The 17,923-nt window shown below is 65.6% G+C and carries 17 protein-coding genes and 2 pseudogenes; 17 read left to right on the top strand and 2 right to left on the bottom strand.

The genetic code is table 11. The features are described 5' to 3' along the window. Positions 1-4: 4 nt before the first annotated feature. The 3 genes and pseudogenes from ABID97_RS18580 to ABID97_RS18570 all read left to right on the top strand — a co-directional run. Positions 5-742, top strand: a pseudogene (locus ABID97_RS18580) (CoA transferase); the annotation flags it as partial. A gap of 34 nt (positions 743-776) precedes the next feature. Further along, on the top strand, positions 777-1,220 hold the full coding sequence (locus tag ABID97_RS18575) for a CoA transferase (RefSeq protein ID WP_354401805.1): 444 nt from the start codon (positions 777-779) through the stop codon (positions 1,218-1,220). Positions 1,221-1,307: 87 nt separating this feature from the next. Then, positions 1,308-2,009: a nitroreductase gene (locus tag ABID97_RS18570; RefSeq protein ID WP_354399892.1), complete on the top strand. Its 702-nt coding sequence runs from the start codon at positions 1,308-1,310 to the stop codon at positions 2,007-2,009. 9 nt (positions 2,010-2,018) lie between these two features. Here ABID97_RS18570 and ABID97_RS18565 read toward each other — a convergent pair whose 3' ends face one another. Beyond that, positions 2,019-2,642 carry a TetR/AcrR family transcriptional regulator gene (locus ABID97_RS18565; RefSeq protein WP_354399890.1) on the bottom strand — a complete coding sequence of 208 codons (624 nt, stop codon included), beginning with the start codon at positions 2,640-2,642 and terminating at the stop codon, positions 2,019-2,021. A 167-nt stretch (positions 2,643-2,809) separates the two neighbouring features. Here ABID97_RS18565 and ABID97_RS18560 point away from each other — a divergent pair, with 167 nt between their 5' ends. The 9 genes and pseudogenes from ABID97_RS18560 to ABID97_RS18520 all read left to right on the top strand — a co-directional run bounded on the left by ABID97_RS18560 (position 2,810) and on the right by ABID97_RS18520 (position 12,698). Beyond that, complete coding sequence (locus ABID97_RS18560; protein ID WP_354399889.1) at positions 2,810-4,090, top strand: NAD(P)/FAD-dependent oxidoreductase; 1,281 nt, start codon at positions 2,810-2,812, stop codon at positions 4,088-4,090. An 82-nt stretch (positions 4,091-4,172) separates the two neighbouring features. Continuing rightward, positions 4,173-4,925 carry an NAD(P)H-dependent oxidoreductase gene (locus ABID97_RS18555; RefSeq protein ID WP_354401804.1) on the top strand — a complete coding sequence of 251 codons (753 nt, stop codon included), beginning with the start codon at positions 4,173-4,175 and terminating at the stop codon, positions 4,923-4,925. Continuing rightward, positions 4,922-5,803, top strand: coding sequence for an acyl-CoA thioesterase (locus ABID97_RS18550; RefSeq protein ID WP_354399888.1), 882 nt, complete (start codon positions 4,922-4,924; stop codon positions 5,801-5,803). The genes ABID97_RS18555 and ABID97_RS18550 overlap by 4 nt, the downstream gene beginning before the upstream one ends. A gap of 293 nt (positions 5,804-6,096) precedes the next feature. Then, a pseudogene (locus ABID97_RS18545) lies at positions 6,097-6,928 on the top strand (ABC transporter ATP-binding protein). Continuing rightward, positions 6,925-7,716 (top strand): ABC transporter ATP-binding protein, encoded by a 792-nt coding sequence (locus ABID97_RS18540; RefSeq protein WP_354399886.1) that lies wholly within the window; start codon positions 6,925-6,927, stop codon positions 7,714-7,716. The pseudogene ABID97_RS18545 and the gene ABID97_RS18540 overlap by 4 nt, the downstream one beginning before the upstream one ends. Then, on the top strand, positions 7,709-9,571 hold the full coding sequence (locus tag ABID97_RS18535; RefSeq protein WP_354399885.1) for an AMP-dependent synthetase/ligase: 1,863 nt from the start codon (positions 7,709-7,711) through the stop codon (positions 9,569-9,571). The genes ABID97_RS18540 and ABID97_RS18535 overlap by 8 nt, the downstream gene beginning before the upstream one ends. After that, complete coding sequence (locus ABID97_RS18530; protein WP_354399884.1) at positions 9,568-10,440, top strand: branched-chain amino acid ABC transporter permease; 873 nt, start codon at positions 9,568-9,570, stop codon at positions 10,438-10,440. Before ABID97_RS18535 ends, ABID97_RS18530 begins: the two co-directional genes overlap by 4 nt. Further along, positions 10,440-11,486, top strand: a complete 1,047-nt coding sequence (locus ABID97_RS18525; protein WP_354399883.1) for a branched-chain amino acid ABC transporter permease — start codon at positions 10,440-10,442, stop codon at positions 11,484-11,486. Before ABID97_RS18530 ends, ABID97_RS18525 begins: the two co-directional genes overlap by 1 nt. Before the next feature lie 66 nt (positions 11,487-11,552). Then, on the top strand, positions 11,553-12,698 hold the full coding sequence (locus tag ABID97_RS18520) for an ABC transporter substrate-binding protein (RefSeq protein ID WP_354399881.1): 1,146 nt from the start codon (positions 11,553-11,555) through the stop codon (positions 12,696-12,698). A 37-nt stretch (positions 12,699-12,735) separates the two neighbouring features. On the opposite strand, the gene ABID97_RS18515 is transcribed toward ABID97_RS18520, so the two are convergent. Next, the gene (locus ABID97_RS18515) at positions 12,736-13,329 is read right to left on the bottom strand and encodes a TetR/AcrR family transcriptional regulator (RefSeq protein ID WP_354399880.1); all 594 of its coding nucleotides are present in this window, start codon (positions 13,327-13,329) and stop codon (positions 12,736-12,738) included. Positions 13,330-13,471: 142 nt separating this feature from the next. Between ABID97_RS18515 and ABID97_RS18510 the strand changes: the two genes are divergently transcribed. The 5 genes from ABID97_RS18510 to ABID97_RS18490 are packed head-to-tail and all read left to right on the top strand — an operon-like array spanning position 13,472 to position 17,894. Further along, a complete protein-coding gene (locus ABID97_RS18510) occupies positions 13,472-14,635 on the top strand; it encodes an acyl-CoA dehydrogenase family protein (protein ID WP_354399879.1) in 1,164 nt (387 codons plus the stop codon). Between the two features lie 6 nt (positions 14,636-14,641). Next, the gene (locus ABID97_RS18505; RefSeq protein WP_354399878.1) at positions 14,642-15,319 is read left to right on the top strand and encodes a transglutaminase domain-containing protein; all 678 of its coding nucleotides are present in this window, start codon (positions 14,642-14,644) and stop codon (positions 15,317-15,319) included. 36 nt (positions 15,320-15,355) lie between these two features. Beyond that, entirely contained in the window at positions 15,356-16,528 is a 1,173-nt protein-coding gene (locus ABID97_RS18500) for a CaiB/BaiF CoA transferase family protein (protein ID WP_354399877.1), read from the top strand. After that, a complete protein-coding gene (locus ABID97_RS18495; RefSeq protein WP_354399876.1) occupies positions 16,525-17,082 on the top strand; it encodes a DUF2889 domain-containing protein in 558 nt (185 codons plus the stop codon). Before ABID97_RS18500 ends, ABID97_RS18495 begins: the two co-directional genes overlap by 4 nt. Then, positions 17,079-17,894, top strand: coding sequence for an enoyl-CoA hydratase-related protein (locus ABID97_RS18490; RefSeq protein ID WP_354399875.1), 816 nt, complete (start codon positions 17,079-17,081; stop codon positions 17,892-17,894). The genes ABID97_RS18495 and ABID97_RS18490 overlap by 4 nt, the downstream gene beginning before the upstream one ends. Positions 17,895-17,923: the final 29 nt, after the last annotated feature.

Raw genomic sequence — 17,923 nt, 5'->3', positions numbered from 1 at the left:
CGCGATGGACAACGCCAACCTGCTGGAGGGCATGCGCGTGATCGAGGCCGCCGCCTTCGTGGCGGCGCCGCTCGGCGGCATGACGCTGGCCCAGATGGGCGCGGAGGTGATCCGCATCGATGCGCTGGGCGGCGGCCTGGACTACCGGCGCTGGCCGGTGACCCAGGACGGCATCAGCTTGTTCTGGGCCGGGCTCAACAAGGGCAAGAAATCCGTCACCCTCGACCTCGGCTCGCCCGAGGGCCGGGAGTTCGCGATGGCCCTCATCGCAGCACCCGGCGAGGATGCGGGCATGCTGCTCACCAACTTCCCGCCGCGCGGCTGGCTGGACCACGAGAGCCTTCGCGAGCGGCGCAGCGACCTGATCCAGCTGACCGTGCAGGGCGACCGCCATGGCGGCTCGGCCGTGGACTACACGATCAACCCCCGCATCGGCCTGCCGTACCTCACCGGCAGCGGCGGGGCCGAAACGGCCGTCAACCATGTGCTGCCGGCCTGGGACCTCGTCACCGGCCAGATGGCTGCGGCAGGGTTGCTGGCGGCGGAGCGGCATCGGCGGCGCCAGGGCGTGGGGCAGCATGTGAAGCTGGCGCTCGAAGACGTGGCGCTCGCTGCCATGGGCAGCCTGGGCTTTCTGGCGGAGGCGCAACTGGGGCAAGAACGAGGCCGCCACGGCAACCATCTGTTCGGTGCGTTCGGCCGCGACTTCTCGACCTCGGACGGCGTGCGCATCATGGTGGTCGGCCTCACAGGCAAGCAATGGCGTTCGCTGTGCGATGCGCTGGCGATGGGGGACGAGATGGCCGCGATCGGGCAGCGCGCCGGGCTCGATCTCGCGCGCGAGGGCAACCGTTTTCTTGCGCCGCGAAGAGATCGCGGCCGTGGTCGCACGCTGGATGGGCGCCAGGCCGTTCGCGGACGTGGCCGCGCAGCTCGATCGCCACGGCGTCTGCTGGGGCAAGTATCAAACCGTGACCCAACTCGTGAGCGGGGACGAATCCTGTTCATTTGCCAACCCGATGTTCGGCGAGATCGTGCAGCACGGCGTGGGCTCCCTGATCGCGCCGGGGCTGCCGCTCGATTTCTCTGCCGTGCCTCGGCGTGCAGTGCAGCCGGCGCCGCGGCTTGGGGCGGACACGGAGCAGGTGCTGTGCTCGGTTCTTGGCGTGGACAGCGCTGAGTTCGGGCGTCTGCATGACAGAGGCGTGGTCGGCGGGTGATTTCCGACGTCCTCGCATGTTTCCCAAACCCAATGAAGAACATCATGGAAAAGAAGTTTGCACTGCGTGTGCACCAGAGGTTCGCGCATGGCTGAAGCCTCCCTTGCATTCGACACGCTGCGTTCGCTGCTGAGCGAACGCCACAGCTGCCGGGCGTTCCTGCCTGCGCCACTCGCCCGCGAGCAGATCGAGCGCGTGCTCGATGCGGCTCAGCGCACCGCGTCCTGGTGCAACGCGCAGCCGTGGCAGGTCTACATCGCCGGTGGTCCGCGCTTGGAGCGGCTGCGCACGGCGCTGTTGGCCGCCGCGTCCGACGTACCAGCGCCCGACCTGTCGTGGCCGCGTGCGTACAACGGCATCTACCGCGAGCGTCGGCGCGAGTGCGCCATGGGTCTTTATGCGGCGGTCGGCATCGCAGAGGGCGACCGCGTCGCATCGGCGCGGCAGGCGAGCGAGAACTTCAGGTTGTTCGGGGCGCCGCATCTGGCCATCGTGACGGCGGACGAGGCGCTCGGCACCTATGGTGCGATCGATTGCGGCGCGTACGTCGCCAACTTTCTGACAGCCGCGCAGGCGCTGGGCGTGGCGGCGATTCCGCAGGCGGCGGTGGCTGCGCATCCCGCCGTGCTTCGTGCGCACCTCGACATTCCGCAAGAGCGCCGCATCGTGTGCGGCATTTCCTTCGGAATGGCCGACGCATCGCATCCGGCGAACAGCTTTCGCACCGCGCGCGCACCGGCCAGCGACTGCGTGGTGTGGGTCGGCGAGGGCGACGAAGGGGGCGGTTGATTCCACCACTCAGCGCTTGGGCGGGGCGGGCGGCACGAAGCGCTGCCCCTTGAACCCGTAAACGAACAACTGCGAGATGCGCGCGGCCAGTTCGCGCGGCGGTATTGCGCCGCTCTTCTCGTACCAGGTGAAGGTCCAGATGATCATGCCGAACAGCAGCATCGCGTAGGGACCGCGTGGCGAGCGCGCGGGCATGAGCTCGGGGTTGATCTCGTGCAGCACGCTCACGAGCAGGTCCACGATGCGGTTTTCGAGCTTGCGCACTTCGCGCCGTTGCGCATCGGGCAGGAACTTGATGTCATTCATCAGCACCAGGTGTTCGTTGCGCGAGTTGGCCCCTCGCGCAACGAAGGTCTCGACATACCGGTTGAAGCGCTCTTCGGCCGGTAGCGCCTGGGTCACAACGGTCTCGAGCTCGGCCAGTTGCGCCGTGATGTGCACGCGCACGATCTCGAAGAGCAGGTCTTCCTTGCGGGCGAAGTAGTGGTAGAGGTGCGACTTCGAGGCGCCGCAGGCTTGCGCGACCTCGATCATGGTGGATCCCTCGAAGCCCTTGCGTGCGAACAGTGCCGCGGCCTGGTCCAGGATCGACTGTCGTTTGTCCTCGTAGTCGTCTGCGCGTACGCGTGTCATGGCTTGGTCCTGTGAGGTGTGGATGCAATGGCAGTGCAGGCCGCGAGTCCTCCGATGAGACGCGGGCACGACTTGTCAATATTCCGCGGCAAGTCTATTATTAGACCGACAAGACGGTCTATATGCATTTGTTTGATTGTGGACGATTGAAATTCTTAGGGGACAGCATGCGTGAAAACGAAAATCTTCTGATCGTGGGGGCGGGCCATGCCGGTGCTGAGTTGGCGATGGCGGCGCGTCAGCAGGGCTGGGTCGGTCGCATCGACTTGATTGGCGACGAGGCCGTGCTGCCGTACCAGCGGCCCCCGCTGTCCAAAACATACCTGCATGGTGCGGCGAGCTTTGAATCGCTTGCACTGCGGCCTGCGTCGGCCTACGAGGCGGCAAGGGTTCAAGTGCATTCGGGCGTGCATCTCGTCCAGATCGACCGGGCGGGTCATCGTGTCCATCTCCAGGACGACCGGGTCATGCCCTACACGAAGCTGGCGTTGTGCATGGGGGGGCGCCCGCGCACGCTCGTGTTGCCTGGGCTGGACGAGGGTGCAAAGCCACGCAACCTGCACTACCTTCGAACGCTCACGGATGCCGATGCGATTCGCGCCGGGCTGAAAGAAGGCGCACGCCTGGTCGTCGTGGGCGGTGGCTATGTCGGGCTCGAGCTGGCGGCGTCGGCGCGAAAGTTCGGCGCCGAGGTGACGGTGATCGAGGCACTGCCGCGTGTGCTTGCACGGGTGACCGGTGCGCAGGTGGCGGCCTTCTACGAAGCCGTGCATCGCGAGGCGGGCGTGCAGCTGCGCACCGGGCTGTCCGTCGAACGCGCAGAACTGGCGGACGATGGCGCGATCACCGCGCTGGTGTGTGCTTCGGGCGAACGCATTGCCGCCGATATCGTGGTGGCCGGCATCGGCATGATTCCCAACGTGGAACTGGCGCAGGCGGCCGGACTCGCCATCGACGGCGGGATCGTGGTCGACGAGTTCTCGCAAACCTCCGACCCCGACATCTTTGCGGCGGGCGATTGCACCGCGCATCACAGTGCGCTCTACAACCGGCGCATTCGCCTTGAGTCCGTACCGAACGCATTGGAGCAGGCCAGGGCCGCCGCCTCGGCGTTGTGCGGCAAGCCCAAGCCCAACCACGCGGTGCCGTGGTTCTGGTCCGATCAGTACGACCTCAAGCTGCAGATGGTCGGCTTGTCGCAGGGGCATGAGGCCTGCGTGCTGCGAGGCGATCCTGCGTCGCGGCGCTTCATCGCCTTCTATCTGACAAAGGGGGTGGTGATCGCAGCCGATGCAGTGAACCGGCCAGCCGATTTCATGCTCGCCAAGCGGTTGGTTGCCGCGGGTGTGGCGGTGGAGGCCTCCGTGCTGGGCGACGAATCCGTGTCCCTCAAGGATTGTCTGCCGGCTTCGCCAGCGGCGCCCGCGACTGCCGCGCAGCTTGGGTAAGCCGGGGCAGCCCCGGTTGAGGCCACTTTCCATTGACTCACTGCAACAACGGATTCACGAGGAGGGCGCAAGCCCCTTGTCTATGAACATACTGATCGTCTACGCCCACCCGGAACCGAAATCCTTCAACCGCGGCCTGTTGGACCGCTCGATACAGGTGCTGCAGGAGGAGGGACACCAGGTCGTGGTGTCCGACCTCTATGGCATGGGCTTCAATCCGGTCGCCAGTGCCGAGGACTTCCGCGAGCGGCGCTTCCCCGATGCGCTGCAGTACGACCGTGAGCAGAAGCATGCCCACGAACACCAGGCCTTCGCGCCGGACATCCAGGCGGAGATCGACAAGCTGCTCGCGTGCGACATGTTGATCCTGCAGTTCCCGCTGTGGTGGTTCTCGGTGCCGGCCATCATGAAGGGCTGGTTCGACCGCGTGTTCGTCAATGGCGTGGTGTACGGCAAGGGCCGGCGCTTCGACGCCGGCGGCATGAAGGGGCGGCGCGCGCTCGTATGCACCAGCACCGCGTGCCTGCCCGGCATGGTCGAGCCCGATGGCTTGCTGGCCCATCTGGACGTGAATCTGTGGCACCTGCTCCATGGCACGCTGGCCTACGCGGGCTTCGAGGTACTGGCGCCGCATGCGTCGTGGTCCATCCACTACGCCACACCCGAGACGCGCGCCGGCTACATCGATGCGTTCTCCCAGCGACTGCGTGGCATCGGCCAGGAGGCGCCCATGCCGTTGCACCGGCTCGATGAATTCGGTGCGGACTGGCGCCTGAAGCCGGGCATCGCACCGCGCACGAACGGCCATCGCCGGCCCGAGCTGGCCGCGGAATGAACGACGGCGCTGTGGACAGCGCCATCACGCTGGCGCAGCGAATGGCGTTGGACCGGATCGCGCCGCAGACCTGGCGCAGCCGCCACAGCGACTCGAACCAGAACGGCCGCTCCTACGGAGGTCAGTTGCTGGGGCAGGCGTTCCATGCGGCGCTGCTTGATGCGCCGCCGCAGCGGGAGCCCACGGCGATGCAATTCCTGTTTCTGCAGGGCGCGATGCCGAACCAGCCGGTCGACTACACGGTGTCGGACCTGCAGAGGGGCAAGCGTTTTCACTCGGTCGGAGTTCGCGGGGCGCAGGGTGAGCGCACGGTGCTCCAGGCTCAGGTGAGTTGCGCGCTGCCTCTTCCCGGGCCGACGCACGCGCGGCCGAGCCTGGCGCCCGCCGACGAAGTTCCCGAGCGCCTGTCTCGTCTGGCGCAGGTGTCGTCGACGCTACGCGACCCGCTGGCGCTGATGGGTGGGTACGGCCGCGATGTAAACGACTGCATCGAGTTCCGCATTCCGGATGCCGAGCGCCAACTGGCCGGAGGCACCGCGGATCATCGTTTTCGGTACTGGATCAGGGTGCCTCACCGGCTGCCCGACGTGCCGCGGCTGCAGGCCGCGTGCTTTGCTTATCTGTCCGATTGGTGGCTCAACTTTTGCTGCATTGCCCCACATCTGAAGCGGGCGGGCGAGCGGCCAATCTATATCACCAGTCTCAACCATGGCGTGTGGCTGCACCGGGTGCCGCGCTGCGATGGCTGGCTGCACGTGGCATCCGAGAGCCTGCATGCGGCGCATGGGCGCGGACTCTGCATCGCGCACTACCACGACGTCCAAGGGCGGCATGTGGCGACAGCCAGCCAGGACTGCCTGCTGGCCTACCTTGACTGAGTGGGCTGCGAGCCGCTGAGCCGGTTGGAAATTGGGTCGTTCCTTAGACGGTCGCAGGCGACAGGACTCAGCTTTCGGTGTCGTTGGAGGACGCGGGCCGCGTCGTCACGCGCGATACGGCATGCGGATGAACGAAGGGGTTGGCATGCGCAGCCTGCAGATCCTAGGGTTAGCACCAGCCCTTTGAGGACTTGCGCCTTGCATAATCGACCTATTCGCAGTCCGACGGGACGGTCTATAAATGTTGTTGTGTTTGCCCATCGCCGACAAGGTCGGCCTCAATTTCTCGACTTATGGCTATCAGTCAACCCTCAAGCGATCCACCGAAGCCTGCGCTCGCCATCCACAACATCCAGGTGGTCTACGGCGGCGCCATCGAAGCCGTGCGCGACGTGTCGCTGGAAGTCCGGCCAGGTCAGATCGTGGCCTTGCTGGGCTCGAACGGCGCGGGCAAGTCCACGGTGCTCAAGGCCGTGTCGGGCGTGCTGGACGCCGAAGACGGCGAGATCGAGAAGGGCTCGATCCTGCTGCACGGCCAGGCCATCGAAAAGGCGCTGGCGCCCCGCCATCGTGCGTCAGGGCATGGTGCAAGTGCCGGAAGGGCGCCGCCTGTTCGCCACGCTGACGGTGGAAGAAAACCTGATCGCAGGCGCGCACCTGCAGGCTGCAGCCAGCCTCGCGCATGGACGCGAAGAAGTGTTCGCGTTGTTCCCGCGGATGGCCGACCTGCGCGGCACGGTCGCAGGCTACCTCTCCGGTGGTGAACAGCAAATGGTGGCCATCGGGCGTGCGCTCATGAGTCGGCCGCGCGTGCTGGCACTCGACGAGCCTTCGCTGGGTCTGGCGCCGCTGATCGTCAGCGAGATCTTTCAGAGCATCCAGAAGCTGCGTGACACCACCGGCCTGACGATCCTGCTGGTCGAGCAGAACGCCAACCGGGCCCTGGCCATTGCCGACTACGCCTACATCATGGAGAACGGTCGCGTCGTGCTGGACGGCACCAGCGAGCAACTGCGCCGCAACGCCGACGTGCGCGAGTTCTACCTTGGCCTGAGCTCGCAGCCCGGGCGCAACAGCATGAAAGACGTCAAGCACTACAAGCGCCGCAAGAGGTGGCTGTCATGAGCACGTCCGCGCAAACCCCCGTCCTGGAGGCGATCGGCATCTCCAAGCGTTTCGGCGGCGTCAAGGCCGTGAACGGTGTCAGCCTGCGGGTGATGCCAGGCGAGATTGTGAGCCTGATCGGCCCCAATGGCGCCGGCAAGACAACCACCTTCAACCTCGTCAGCGGCGTTCTACCGCCCAGCGAGGGGCAGATCCTGTTCAAGGGCCAGGACACGGCGAAGCTCAAGTCTTCCGAGTTCGCCCGCCTGGGCATCGGCCGCACCTTTCAGAACCTGGCGCTCTTCCGTCAAGGCAGCGTGATCGAGAACCTGCTGGTCGGGCGCCACATCCACTTCAACTACTCCGTGCTGGAGTCGCTCGCGTTCTGGGGCCGCCCCCGGCGCGAGGAGATCGCCGCGCGCGAAAAGGTCGAGCAGATCATCGAGTTCCTGGAGATCGAAGAGCTGCGCGACAAGCCGGTGAGCCAGTTGGCCTACGGCCAGCAAAAACGCGTCGAGCTGGGCCGGGCGCTGGCCTGCGAGCCCAGCTTGCTGCTGCTCGACGAAATCGTGGCGGGCATGAACCGTGAAGAGAAAGAAGACATTGCCCGCTTCACCCTGGACATTCGCGACGAATTTGGCGTCGCGGTGCTGATGATCGAACATGACATGCAAGTGGTGATGGACCTTTCGGACCGTGTGTACGTGCTGGATTTCGGTTGCCTGATCGCGCAGGGAACGCCGGCCGAAGTGGCTGCGAGCCCGGCCGTGCTGGCGGCCTACCTCGGCGAGGAGGGCAGCCATGTTTGAGCACGAACAATTGATTCGCGGCGAAGGCACGCTGCCGGCCTTGCTGCGCGCGCATGCCCTGGAGCGCGGCGCGCAGGTGGCGCTGCGCGAGAAGGTCAACGGCATCTGGCGCACGCGCACCTGGGCCGACTACTACCGCGACGCGCGCCGCACGGCGCTGGGCCTGATGAAGCTCGGCCTGCGGCGCGGTGACCGCATTGTCATCGCGGCCGAAGGGCTTCCCGAGTGGTTCTATGCCGACCTGGGTGCCCAGATGATCGGTGTTCAGGTGGTGGGCATCTATCCCACCAACCCCTGGGCCGAAGTGCTGTACATCGCGGGCCACTGCCAGGCGAAGGTGGCGATTACTGGCGACCAGGAACAGACCGACAAGGTGCTCGACGCGATGGCCAGCGACGCCGGCCTGCCGCATCTGCAGCATCTTTTTTGCGTCGACATGAAAGGACTGCGCCGCTATGAGCCGGGCCGGCCGCACAGCTTCGCGCACTTGATGGATCTGGGCGACCAGCTCGCGGCCGAAGACCCCGCCGCGGAAAGGCAGCTCGATGCCAGCATCGAGAGTCTGGTGCCGGACGACGTCAACATCCTGGTCTACACCTCCGGGACCACCGGGCCGCCGAAGGGCGCGATGCTCACGCACCGCAACTTCATCTATGGCACCTACGCCTATCGCGCGGCCCGACAGATGCACGACCAGCCGTTCGAGTCGGTGTGCTATCTGCCGCTGTGCCATGTGGCGGAGCGCGCCTACTCCACTGTGCAGCATCTGATCTCGGGCGGTTGCGTGAATTTTGCCGAGTCCGTCGACACGGTGGCCACCAACATCCGCGAGATCGCGCCGACCTTCTTTCTCGGCGTGCCGCGCATCTGGGAGAAGTTGCAGCAGGGCTTCGAGTTCAAGATGAAGGACAGCACCCGCCTGTCCCGCTGGGTCTACCGCGTCGGCATGAAGCGAGGGCGGGTGCTGTCCGATCGTCGTGCGGCAAAGGGCCGGCTCACGGCGCTGGGTGATCGGCTGGAATTCGGCTTCTGGCACGCCGCGCTGTTTCGCAACATGCAGCGCCACATGGGATTGAACCGTACCCACACCCGCATGTGCGGCGGGGCGTCGGTGTCGCCCGAGACCCTGCGCTTCTTCGACATCATCGGCGTGCCGGTGGGCCAGGGCTATGGACTGACCGAGTCCTGCGGACTGGGGTTCGTGCAAGTGCCTGGGCGCCCTTTCCTGAATGCCAGTTGCGGACCCGCGATGCCGGGGACCGAATGGAAGCTCGGCGCGGATGGTGAAGTCTTCCTGCGCTCGCCGGGCGTCTTCAAGGGCTACCTGTTCGACGACAAGGGCACGAGCGAGATCCTGCAGGCCGACGGCTGGCTCGCCTCCGGCGACATCGTGGAGCTGCGCGGCGAAGATGAAATCGCGGTGGTGGACCGCAAGAAGGCCATCATCATCACCAGCGGCGGCAAGAACATCGCACCATCGGAGATCGAGAACGCGTTGAAGGACAGTCCCTACATCCGCGAGGCCATCGTGGTGGGGGAGGGCAAGAAGTTCCTGGGTGGCCTGATCCAGATCGACTTCGACAGCGTGGGCCGGTGGGCCGCCGAGCGCGACCTGCAATACACCACGTTCAAGTCGGTGACGCTCCTGCCCGATGTCGTGGCGCTCATCCAGGGCGTGGTCGACGAGGTGAACTCGCGGTTTGCACGGGTGGAGAACATCCGCAGGTTCGTGCTCCTCGAAAAAGAGCTGGACCACGACGACGGCGAAATCACCGCCACACAGAAGGTCCGCCGCGGCCTCATCAACAAGAAGTTCGCGCGCGAGCTCGAACAGATCTACGGGCAAGCGTCATGAGCTATTTCATCGAACTGGTCGTCTCGGGCCTGGCGATCGGTGCCATCTACGGACTGGTCGCCATGGGCTTCGCGGTGATCTACAAGGCCACCGGCATCGTCAACTTCGCCCAGGGCGAGATGGGCATGCTCAGCGCCTATACCTCCTGGTCGATCGCGGTCACCCTGGGCACCGGCGCCGTGCTGACGGTGCTCGTGGCGGTGGTGGTGGGCGCGCTCCTGGGCCTGATCTGCGAGCGGCTCATCATGCGACCCATGCTCGGCGAATCGGTGCTGTCCGTCGTGCTGGTGACGGTGGGCCTGTCCGTGATGCTGCGTTCCCTGGTGACCCTGATCTGGGGCGCCTCGCCGCAAAAGTTCGCGGTGGCGGGCGCGGACACCATCGTGCAGCTGGGCGGAATCGGCATGCGTGTCAGCCAGATTGCCGTGATCGTGGTGCTGCTGCTGGCGCTGGCGGGCTTCTGGTTCTTCCTGAGCCGCAGCCGCTTCGGCGTGGCCATGCGCGCGGTGGCGGCGGACGAGAAAACGGCGCGCCTCATGGGCGTGTCCACCGCCCGCGTGCAGGCGGTGGCGTGGGCGGCGGCGTCCGGCCTTGCCGGTCTGGCCGGCGCCTTCTTCGCGGTCATCTATGGCCTGGCGCCCACCATCTTCGAACTCGGCCTGAAGGCGTTTCCCGCCACGGTGCTGGGCGGCTTCGACGCCATCCTGGGCTCGGGAGTCAGCGGCCTGGTGATCGGCGTGCTGGAAAACCTCGTGGGCGGCTACCTGCCCAGCACCCTCAAGGAGATCGCCGGCTTCGTCCTGATCCTGGTGGTCCTGATGGTGCGGCCCTTCGGTCTGTTCGGTGAAAAAAGAATTGAGAGGGTCTGATGCGCAGCGGTTTCTTCAAACAAAAGTACAGCGACCTGGTGGTCCTGACGGATTCGTCCGCGGTGAAAGCCTGGGTCGCGGTCTTGCTGGTCGTGCTGATCGGGGCGCCGTTCGTCATGAGCAACTACGTGCTGTCGCACATGACGGTGATCCTGTTCACGATCGTGGGCGCACTGGGCCTGATGGTGCTCACCGGGTTCACCGGGCTGATCTCGCTGGGCCACGTCGGCTTTCTCATGCTCGGCGGCTACGCCTATGCGATCGGTGTCACGCGACTGGGCCTGCCGCCCGAACTTGCGCTTGTGATGTCGGCAGTCGTGCCGGCCGCCTTTGGGCTGATCGTGGGCATTCCTTCGCTGCGCTTGCACGGGCTCTACCTTGCCATCACGACCCTGGCGTTTGCGCACATCGTGAGCGCCGGCATCCTGGCAGGCGGCAAGTTCACCGGGGCGGGCAGCGGGATCGCCGTCGAGCGCCCGGTGATGTTCGGCATGGATCTGTCCAGTGACAGGGCCTTCTACTGGTTCTGCGTGGCGATGTGCGTGCTGGCGGTGCTGGTGGTGTTGAACCTGCGGCGCTCCTATGTCGGCCGGGCGTTGGTGGCGATCCGCGACAACGACATTGCGGCGCGCACCATGGGTATCAGCCTGGTGCGCTACAAGCTGCTGGCCTTTCTCGTGAGCGCGGCGCTCACCGGCGTGGCCGGGGCGCTGATGGGCATGTACATGAGCATCGTCTCGGTGGAGGGCTATCCCTTCCTGCTGAGCATCGAGGCGCTGGCGGTGATCATCGTCGGCGGCATTGGCTCCGTGCTCGGTGCCATGCTTGGTGCCGTGTTCATCGTCAGCATGCCCGAGGTGTTCTCGGCGCTGATGGCCGGCCTCGGCGGTCGTCTGGCCGAACTGATGACGACCAGTGCGCACGAGGTCAAGACCATTCTCTATGGCCTGGCCATCGTCGCCTTCCTGCGCTTCGATCCGCGTGGCCTGCGCGGCATGTGGCACGACCTGCGCCACGCGTGGGTGTTCTGGCCGCTGCGCTACTGAATTCCGCGAGTTTTCCCAACGGCTGATTGCCACAACTATCAGGAGACATACATGAAGCACAAACTCTTGCGGCTTGCCGCCGCCAGCCTGTTGGCGGCCAGCGCCGCCGCGCCTGCATCGGCGCAGCAGCAGGGCGTGACGGACAGCGAGATCGTCATCGGCGACATCCTGCCGCTGACCGGTCCGCCCGCCATGCTGGGCGTCGCGCACAACCTGGGCGTGAAGGTCGCGGTCGCCGAGGCCAATGCCAATGGTGGCATCCATGGTCGCAAACTGCGCCTGGTCTCCGAGGACGACGGCTATGTGCCTTCCCGCACGATCCAGGGCGTCCGCAAGCTCCTGAACAGCGACAAGGTTTTCGCATTCACCTCGATCTCGGGCACCGCCCAGGCTCAGGCCGCGATGTCGCTCTTCAAGCAGGCCGGTGTTCCGGCCATGGCGCCCATCACCACCTACGAAGGGCTCTACAAGCCGGCCATCAAGAACGTGTTCGCGGTGGGCTACGACATGCGCGAAGCGGTCTACGGCCTGGTGGTCCAGATGGCGGAGCGCTACCCCGGCAAGAAATGGGCACTGATCTCGCAGGACGACGACTACGGGGAGAACGTCCGCGACGGGTTCGAGCGTGCGGCCAAGGAGAAGAAGCTGGAGCTGGTCTCCAGCCAGATTTTCAAGAAGGGCCAGTCTGACTTCTCGTCGGAAATCCTCAAAGTCAAACAGGCCGGCGCGGAAGCGTTGATGGCGGGTGGCGTGCTTGGCGAGAACGTCACCATGGTCAAGGAGCTCGAGCGCATCGGTCACAAGATCCCGGTCGGCGTGACCTACGTTTCGCGCGTGCCCGCCAGCGCCAAGATGATGGGCTCGGCTGGTGAAAACGTGTACACGGTTGACTACGTCTACCTGGAGAGCGCTCCGGAGGCGAAGGGCTTCATGGAGAAGCTCGATCGGCATCTTTCCGCGGAGGAACGCACGCGCGTGAACCGCTACTCGTTCACCGGTTACGCTGCGGCGCGCGCACTGTTCACGGCGATAGAGCAATGCGGCAAGGGGCTAACCTGGGACTGCACCAACGCTGAACTGGCCAAGATCAGCAAGCTGGAAACGGGTGCCATGACGCCGATCACCTTCTCGGCGACGAACCATCTGGCGGCCCCCAAGCTGTTCCTGCTCAAGGCCGATCCGGCCACCTCGACCTACAAACTGGTGCAGTGAGAACGGGGGAAGGGGCGCAGGGCGCGCCCCTCTCGTCTCAGCCCTTCTCTGCCAGAAAGCCGTTGAGAAACAGGCGCGCCATGCGGTCGCACAGTTCCTGGGGCTTCACCGGGCCGGTGGACGAATACCAGAAGTCGGTCCAGTTGAGCATGCCCACCAGCATCATGGTGTAGGGCTTGTACAGGTGGTCGGCCAAATGGGGATTGAGCTCGCGCAACAGGCCCGCGATGAGTTCGGCCAGCTGGCGCTGCAATGCAATGAGCGGCGCCTGCTTGGTCTTGGGAAGAAACTTCACATCGCTCATCGCAACCATGTGGCGGCGGCGCGACTGGACCGACTTCTGCATGTAGGCCTGGACCAGCCGCTGCATGCGCTCGCCCGGCTTGCCCTTGCCGGTCAGCGCTTCTTCCAAGGCCATGATCAGCCGCTGCAGGTGCTCTTGCAGCATCGCAAACAGCAGATCGTCCTTCGCCGGGAAGTAGTGGTAGAGCATCGACTTGGTCGCGCCGCATGCCTTGGCCACATCCTGCATCTTGGCCGCGGGATAGCCCTCCTTGGCGAAAAGGGCGGCAGCGCAGTCCATGATGGACTGGCTCTTGGATTCATAGTCGTCTGAACGTACGCGGGGCATGCGGTCCTCCTTGGGGCGGGAAGTGTAGCAAGCGCTGCTTGCGCAGACCCGATTACGCCTTTAAAATAAACCGACACGCCGGTCTATTAAATGATTCGGCTCGCCCGTTCTTCGAACTGAATCCATCACGCATCCATTTCCAATGACCGAATTCGAATTTCTGGAGCCCGACCTCCTCGACGAAGACTTGCGCATGGTGCGCGAACAGGTGCGGCGATTTGTCCGCGAGCGCATCGTTCCGTTCGCCGATGCCTGGGAAGCCTCGGGCGAGATCCCGCGCGAGCTGTTCCGGGATCTGGGCCGGCTCGGGTTCCTCGGCATGCGCCACCCTGTAGAGTACGGCGGTGGCGGCATGGGCCCGTTGGCATCCGTTGTCCTGGGGGAGGAGTTGGCACGCTCCGGCTACGGCGGCGTGGCCTCGGCCCTCACGGTGCATAGCGACATGTCTATTGGCCACATCGCGCACCGCGGCACGCACGAGCAGAAACTGAAGTACCTGCCCGCAGCCTGCGCGGGTGAGAAGGTGGGCGCCGTGTGCGTCACGGAGCCGAACGCGGGTTCGGACGTCGGCGGCCTCAAGACGCGCGCGCAGCGCGCGCCCGATGGCGGCTGGGTGCTCAACGGTTCCAAGACCTTCATCACCAATGGCGTGTACGGCGATATCTTCATCGTGGCAGCCCGCACCGATCCCGATGCGAAGGGCAGTCGCGGCATTTCGCTGTTCATCGTCGAGAAAGGCAACCCCGGCCTGAAGGTCGCGCGCCAGTTCGAGAAGCATGGCTGGCGCTCGTCCGACACCGCAGAGCTGTTCTTTGACGACATGAAACTGGCGCCCGATGCGTTGCTGGGAGAGGAGGGCAAGGGCTTCTACTACATCATGAGCACGTTCCAGAACGAACGGCTTGTGGTGGGCGCGCTCGTCTCGGGCACCTGCGCCCGCGCCATCGAACTGACGGTGGACTACATGCGGCAGCGCCAGGCGTTCGGCAAGACGCTGTGGGACCAGCAGGTGGTGCGCAACAAGCTTTCCTGGGTCGCGTCCAAGGCGGCAGCTGCACGTGCGCTCACCTACCAGTGCGCCCAGATGATTGCCGAGGGCAAGGACACCGTGCGCGAGGTGTCGATGCTCAAGGCCTTCGCAGCCGAGACCCTGCAGGAAGTGGTCCATACCTGTCTGCAGCTGCACGGCGGCACCGGCTTCATCATCGGCACGCCCGTCGAGCGCATGGCGCGCGACGCCCGCATCCTGACCATCGGCGGCGGTGCCACCGAGGTGATGCTAGAAGAAGTCGCCAAGCGCATGTGAGCGGCAATGAACGAGACGGAATTCACCCCCTACGGATGGCCCGAACCGGGCGACTGCTACCTGGCGGCAACGGAGTTCCTGGACTTCGGCGCTCCTTCGGTCGCGCAGTGTGTGGCCGATGCAGTCCGGGACGCGACGATGACGCCGCAGAAGGCCGTTCGGCTATTTGGCGCGGCGCGCGACCAGGTCCGCTACGACGCGGGCAACGTGCGGTTGACGCCGGCGTGTTTTCAGGCCAGCACCGTGGTGGCGAACGGCGAGGCCTTCTGCATCCGGAAGGCGGCGCTGCTGGTGGCCGCGGCGCGCTGCGCCGGGATCCCGCCGCGATCGGCTTGTCGGATGAGGGCAATCATTTCAGCACGCCGAAGATGCAGCAGGCGATGGGCGGGCGTGATGTGTTCATGCACCACGGCTGGGCCGCGCTCGCTCTACCTGGAAGGGCGCTGGGTGAAGACCGTGCCCGCGTTCAACAAGGAACTGTGCGCGCTGATGGGCGTCCCGCCGACCGAGTTCGACGGCACGCAAGACGCGGTGCTCCAGCAGTTCAAGGCCGACGGATCGGTGCACATGGAATACCTGCGCGATCACGGCATCTGGTCGGACGTGCACTTTCAACGCATCGAAGCCGACTGGACCGGCTACTACCCGCCGACGCTGTGGCGCGACCGCCGCGCCGGCGCATGAATTTTTCTGCTCTCCCTTCTTTTCGAAAGCTGCGTCATGTCCGGGCCTCTCTCCCACATCACTGTCATTGAACTGGCTGGCATCGGCCCGGGGCCGTTCGCCTGCATGATGCTGGCCGACCTGGGCGCCACGGTCGTTCGGGTCGATCGCCTGCCCGGACCTCCTTCCAAGGGTGGCCTGGAAGACCTGATGCGCAACGACAGCATCGTCGATCGCGGCCGGCGCTCGGTGTCGGTGAACATGAAGGACCCGCGCGGCGTCGAGGCGGTGCTCCGGCTGATGGCGCGCGCCGACATCCTGGTGGAAGGATTTCGCCCCGGCGTGGCGGAAAAGCTGGGCCTGGGCCCGTCGGTATGCCATGCGCGCAATCCACGGCTGATCTACGGCCGCATGACCGGCTGGGGCCAGACCGGGCCGCTGGCGCAGGCCGCCGGGCACGACATCAACTACATCTCCTTGTCGGGTGCGCTGCATGCCATGGGCGAGGCCGATCGCCCCCCCATGCCGCCGTTGAACCTGGTGGGCGACTACGGCGGTGGCGGCATGCTGCTGGTTGTGGGCCTGCTGGCTGCGCTGTCGGAGACCCAACGCTCGGGCAAGGGGCAGGTGGTCGATGCCGCCATGACCGACGGTGCGGCGCTGCTGATGGCTGCGCAATACGGGCTCATGGCCAAAGGCTTCTGGCAAGACCGGCGGGAAAGCAACTTTCTGGACGGCGCGGCGCACTTTTACGGCACCTATGAATGCGCGGATGGCCGCTACGTGTCCATCGGCGCCATCGAGCCGCAGTTCTACGGCAAATTGCTGACGCTGTGCGGCATCGACGATCCGCAGTTCCGGCGGCAATGGGCGCAGGAGGAATGGCCTGCGTTGCGCCGCAAGCTCGATGCCGTGATGCGCCAGCGCACACGTGACGAATGGTGCGCGCTGCTGGAAGGCACCGATGCGTGTTTCGCGCCGGTGTTGTCGATGGCCGAGGCACCCCTGCACCCGCACAACCGGGCACGAGGAACCTTCGTCGCCCCGCAGGGCGTCAGCCAGCCCGCGCCGGCGCCGCGATTCGACCGAACCCCTTCGGGGCTTCCGCTGCCCGCGCCGACGGTGGGGGCGCACACTGGGGAGCTGCTCGCCCACGCAGGCTTTGCGCCCGAGGACATCCGCACGCTGCACGAGGCTGGCGTGATACATCTTGCCGGCGCTTCTGCATGAGCCACGCACCGCCTCCCTCCGCACGAACGCCGCTGCATTCTCGTCGCATCCATTGCGAAGGTTTCCGGCGCGAGGATGGTCTGCTCGAATTGGAGGCCACGTTGATCGATACCAAGCCCATGCCGCTGCAATTGGTGAGCCGGATGGTCCCGGCCGAGGAACCCATTCACCAGATGCGCGTGCGCCTGGTGCTCAACGCACAGCGCGAGATCGTGGATGCGAGCGCGTTCAGCGAACACGCTCCCTATCTCACCTGCTCGGGCGTGGAAGCCGCCTATCGCCAGCTGATCGGTCTGCGCATCGAACCGGGCTTCACCCAGCAGGTGAAGCGCTTGTTCCGCGGTATCGCAGGCTGTACCCACATCACGGAACTCCTGCCCGTGATGGCCAGCACCGCCTTCCAGCTGTTCTGGGCCGATGGCAGCTTTGCCGCGCAAGACGCGCGCGCCAGCGAGCAGCGCCAAACGCCGCTGGGCGGCTGCCATGCCCTCCGGCTGGACGGCGAAGTCGTTCGAACCTATTTCCCTCAATTTCACAAGACACCTTCGCCATGAACGACGCCGTGCTTTTCGATGTCCAGGACGGAGTCGCTACGATGACCCTGAATGAGGGCGAGCGGCTAAATCCCTTGACGCAGTCGCTGCTTCAAGGGCTGCTCGGCGGACTGCGCCGCGTGCGCGAAGACCCGAACATTCGCGCCTTGCTGCTGACCGCCCACGGCCGTGGGTTCTGCGTCGGGGCGGACCTGCAGGAGTTCGGGCGCCGCGCCGCCGACCCGGCCAGCGGAACATTGAGCGACTACGTCGGCCAACTGCTGCGCGAGCAGGCCAGCCCGATCATGCTGGAGATGCGCGCACTGCCGGTTCCCGTCGTCTGCGCGATCAACGGAGTGGCCGCCGGCGGCGGCGTGGGACTGGCCTTGTCCGGCGACATGGTGCTCGCCGCGCGCTCCGCCTATTTCTACCTGCCGTTCATGCCTTCGCTCGGGCTGGTGCCGGACATGGGCTCCAGCTGGCTAGTGCCGCGCGCCGTCAGCCCTGCACGTGCGCTGGGCCTGGCACTGACCGGCGAGAAGCTTGATGCGCAACGGGCTGCGGAGTGGGGCTTGATCTGGGCGTGTACGGATGACGAGATTCTGCAAGAGGCGGCCCGGGCATTGGCGCTGCGCCTGGCGCGTCTGCCATCCCATGCGATCTTGGAGGCACGCGCACTCGCGTCGGCCGCCGGCCGCAACAGCCTGGAGCAGCAGCTGATCCTCGAATGCGAGCGCCAGCAGGCGCTGATCGATGGCGACTCTTTTGCGGAAGGCGTGCGCGCGTTCGCCGAGCGGCGTCCGCCTGTCTTTGTCGGGCGAAGAAATGCGTAGAAGCCACGAGGCGGCATGAGCCGCTCGAA

Source organism: Variovorax sp. OAS795 (genome assembly GCF_040546685.1).
Taxonomy (GTDB): domain Bacteria; phylum Pseudomonadota; class Gammaproteobacteria; order Burkholderiales; family Burkholderiaceae_C; genus Variovorax.
Note: the sequence above shows the minus strand (reverse complement) of the source record. Positions and strands in the feature narration are given on the sequence as shown.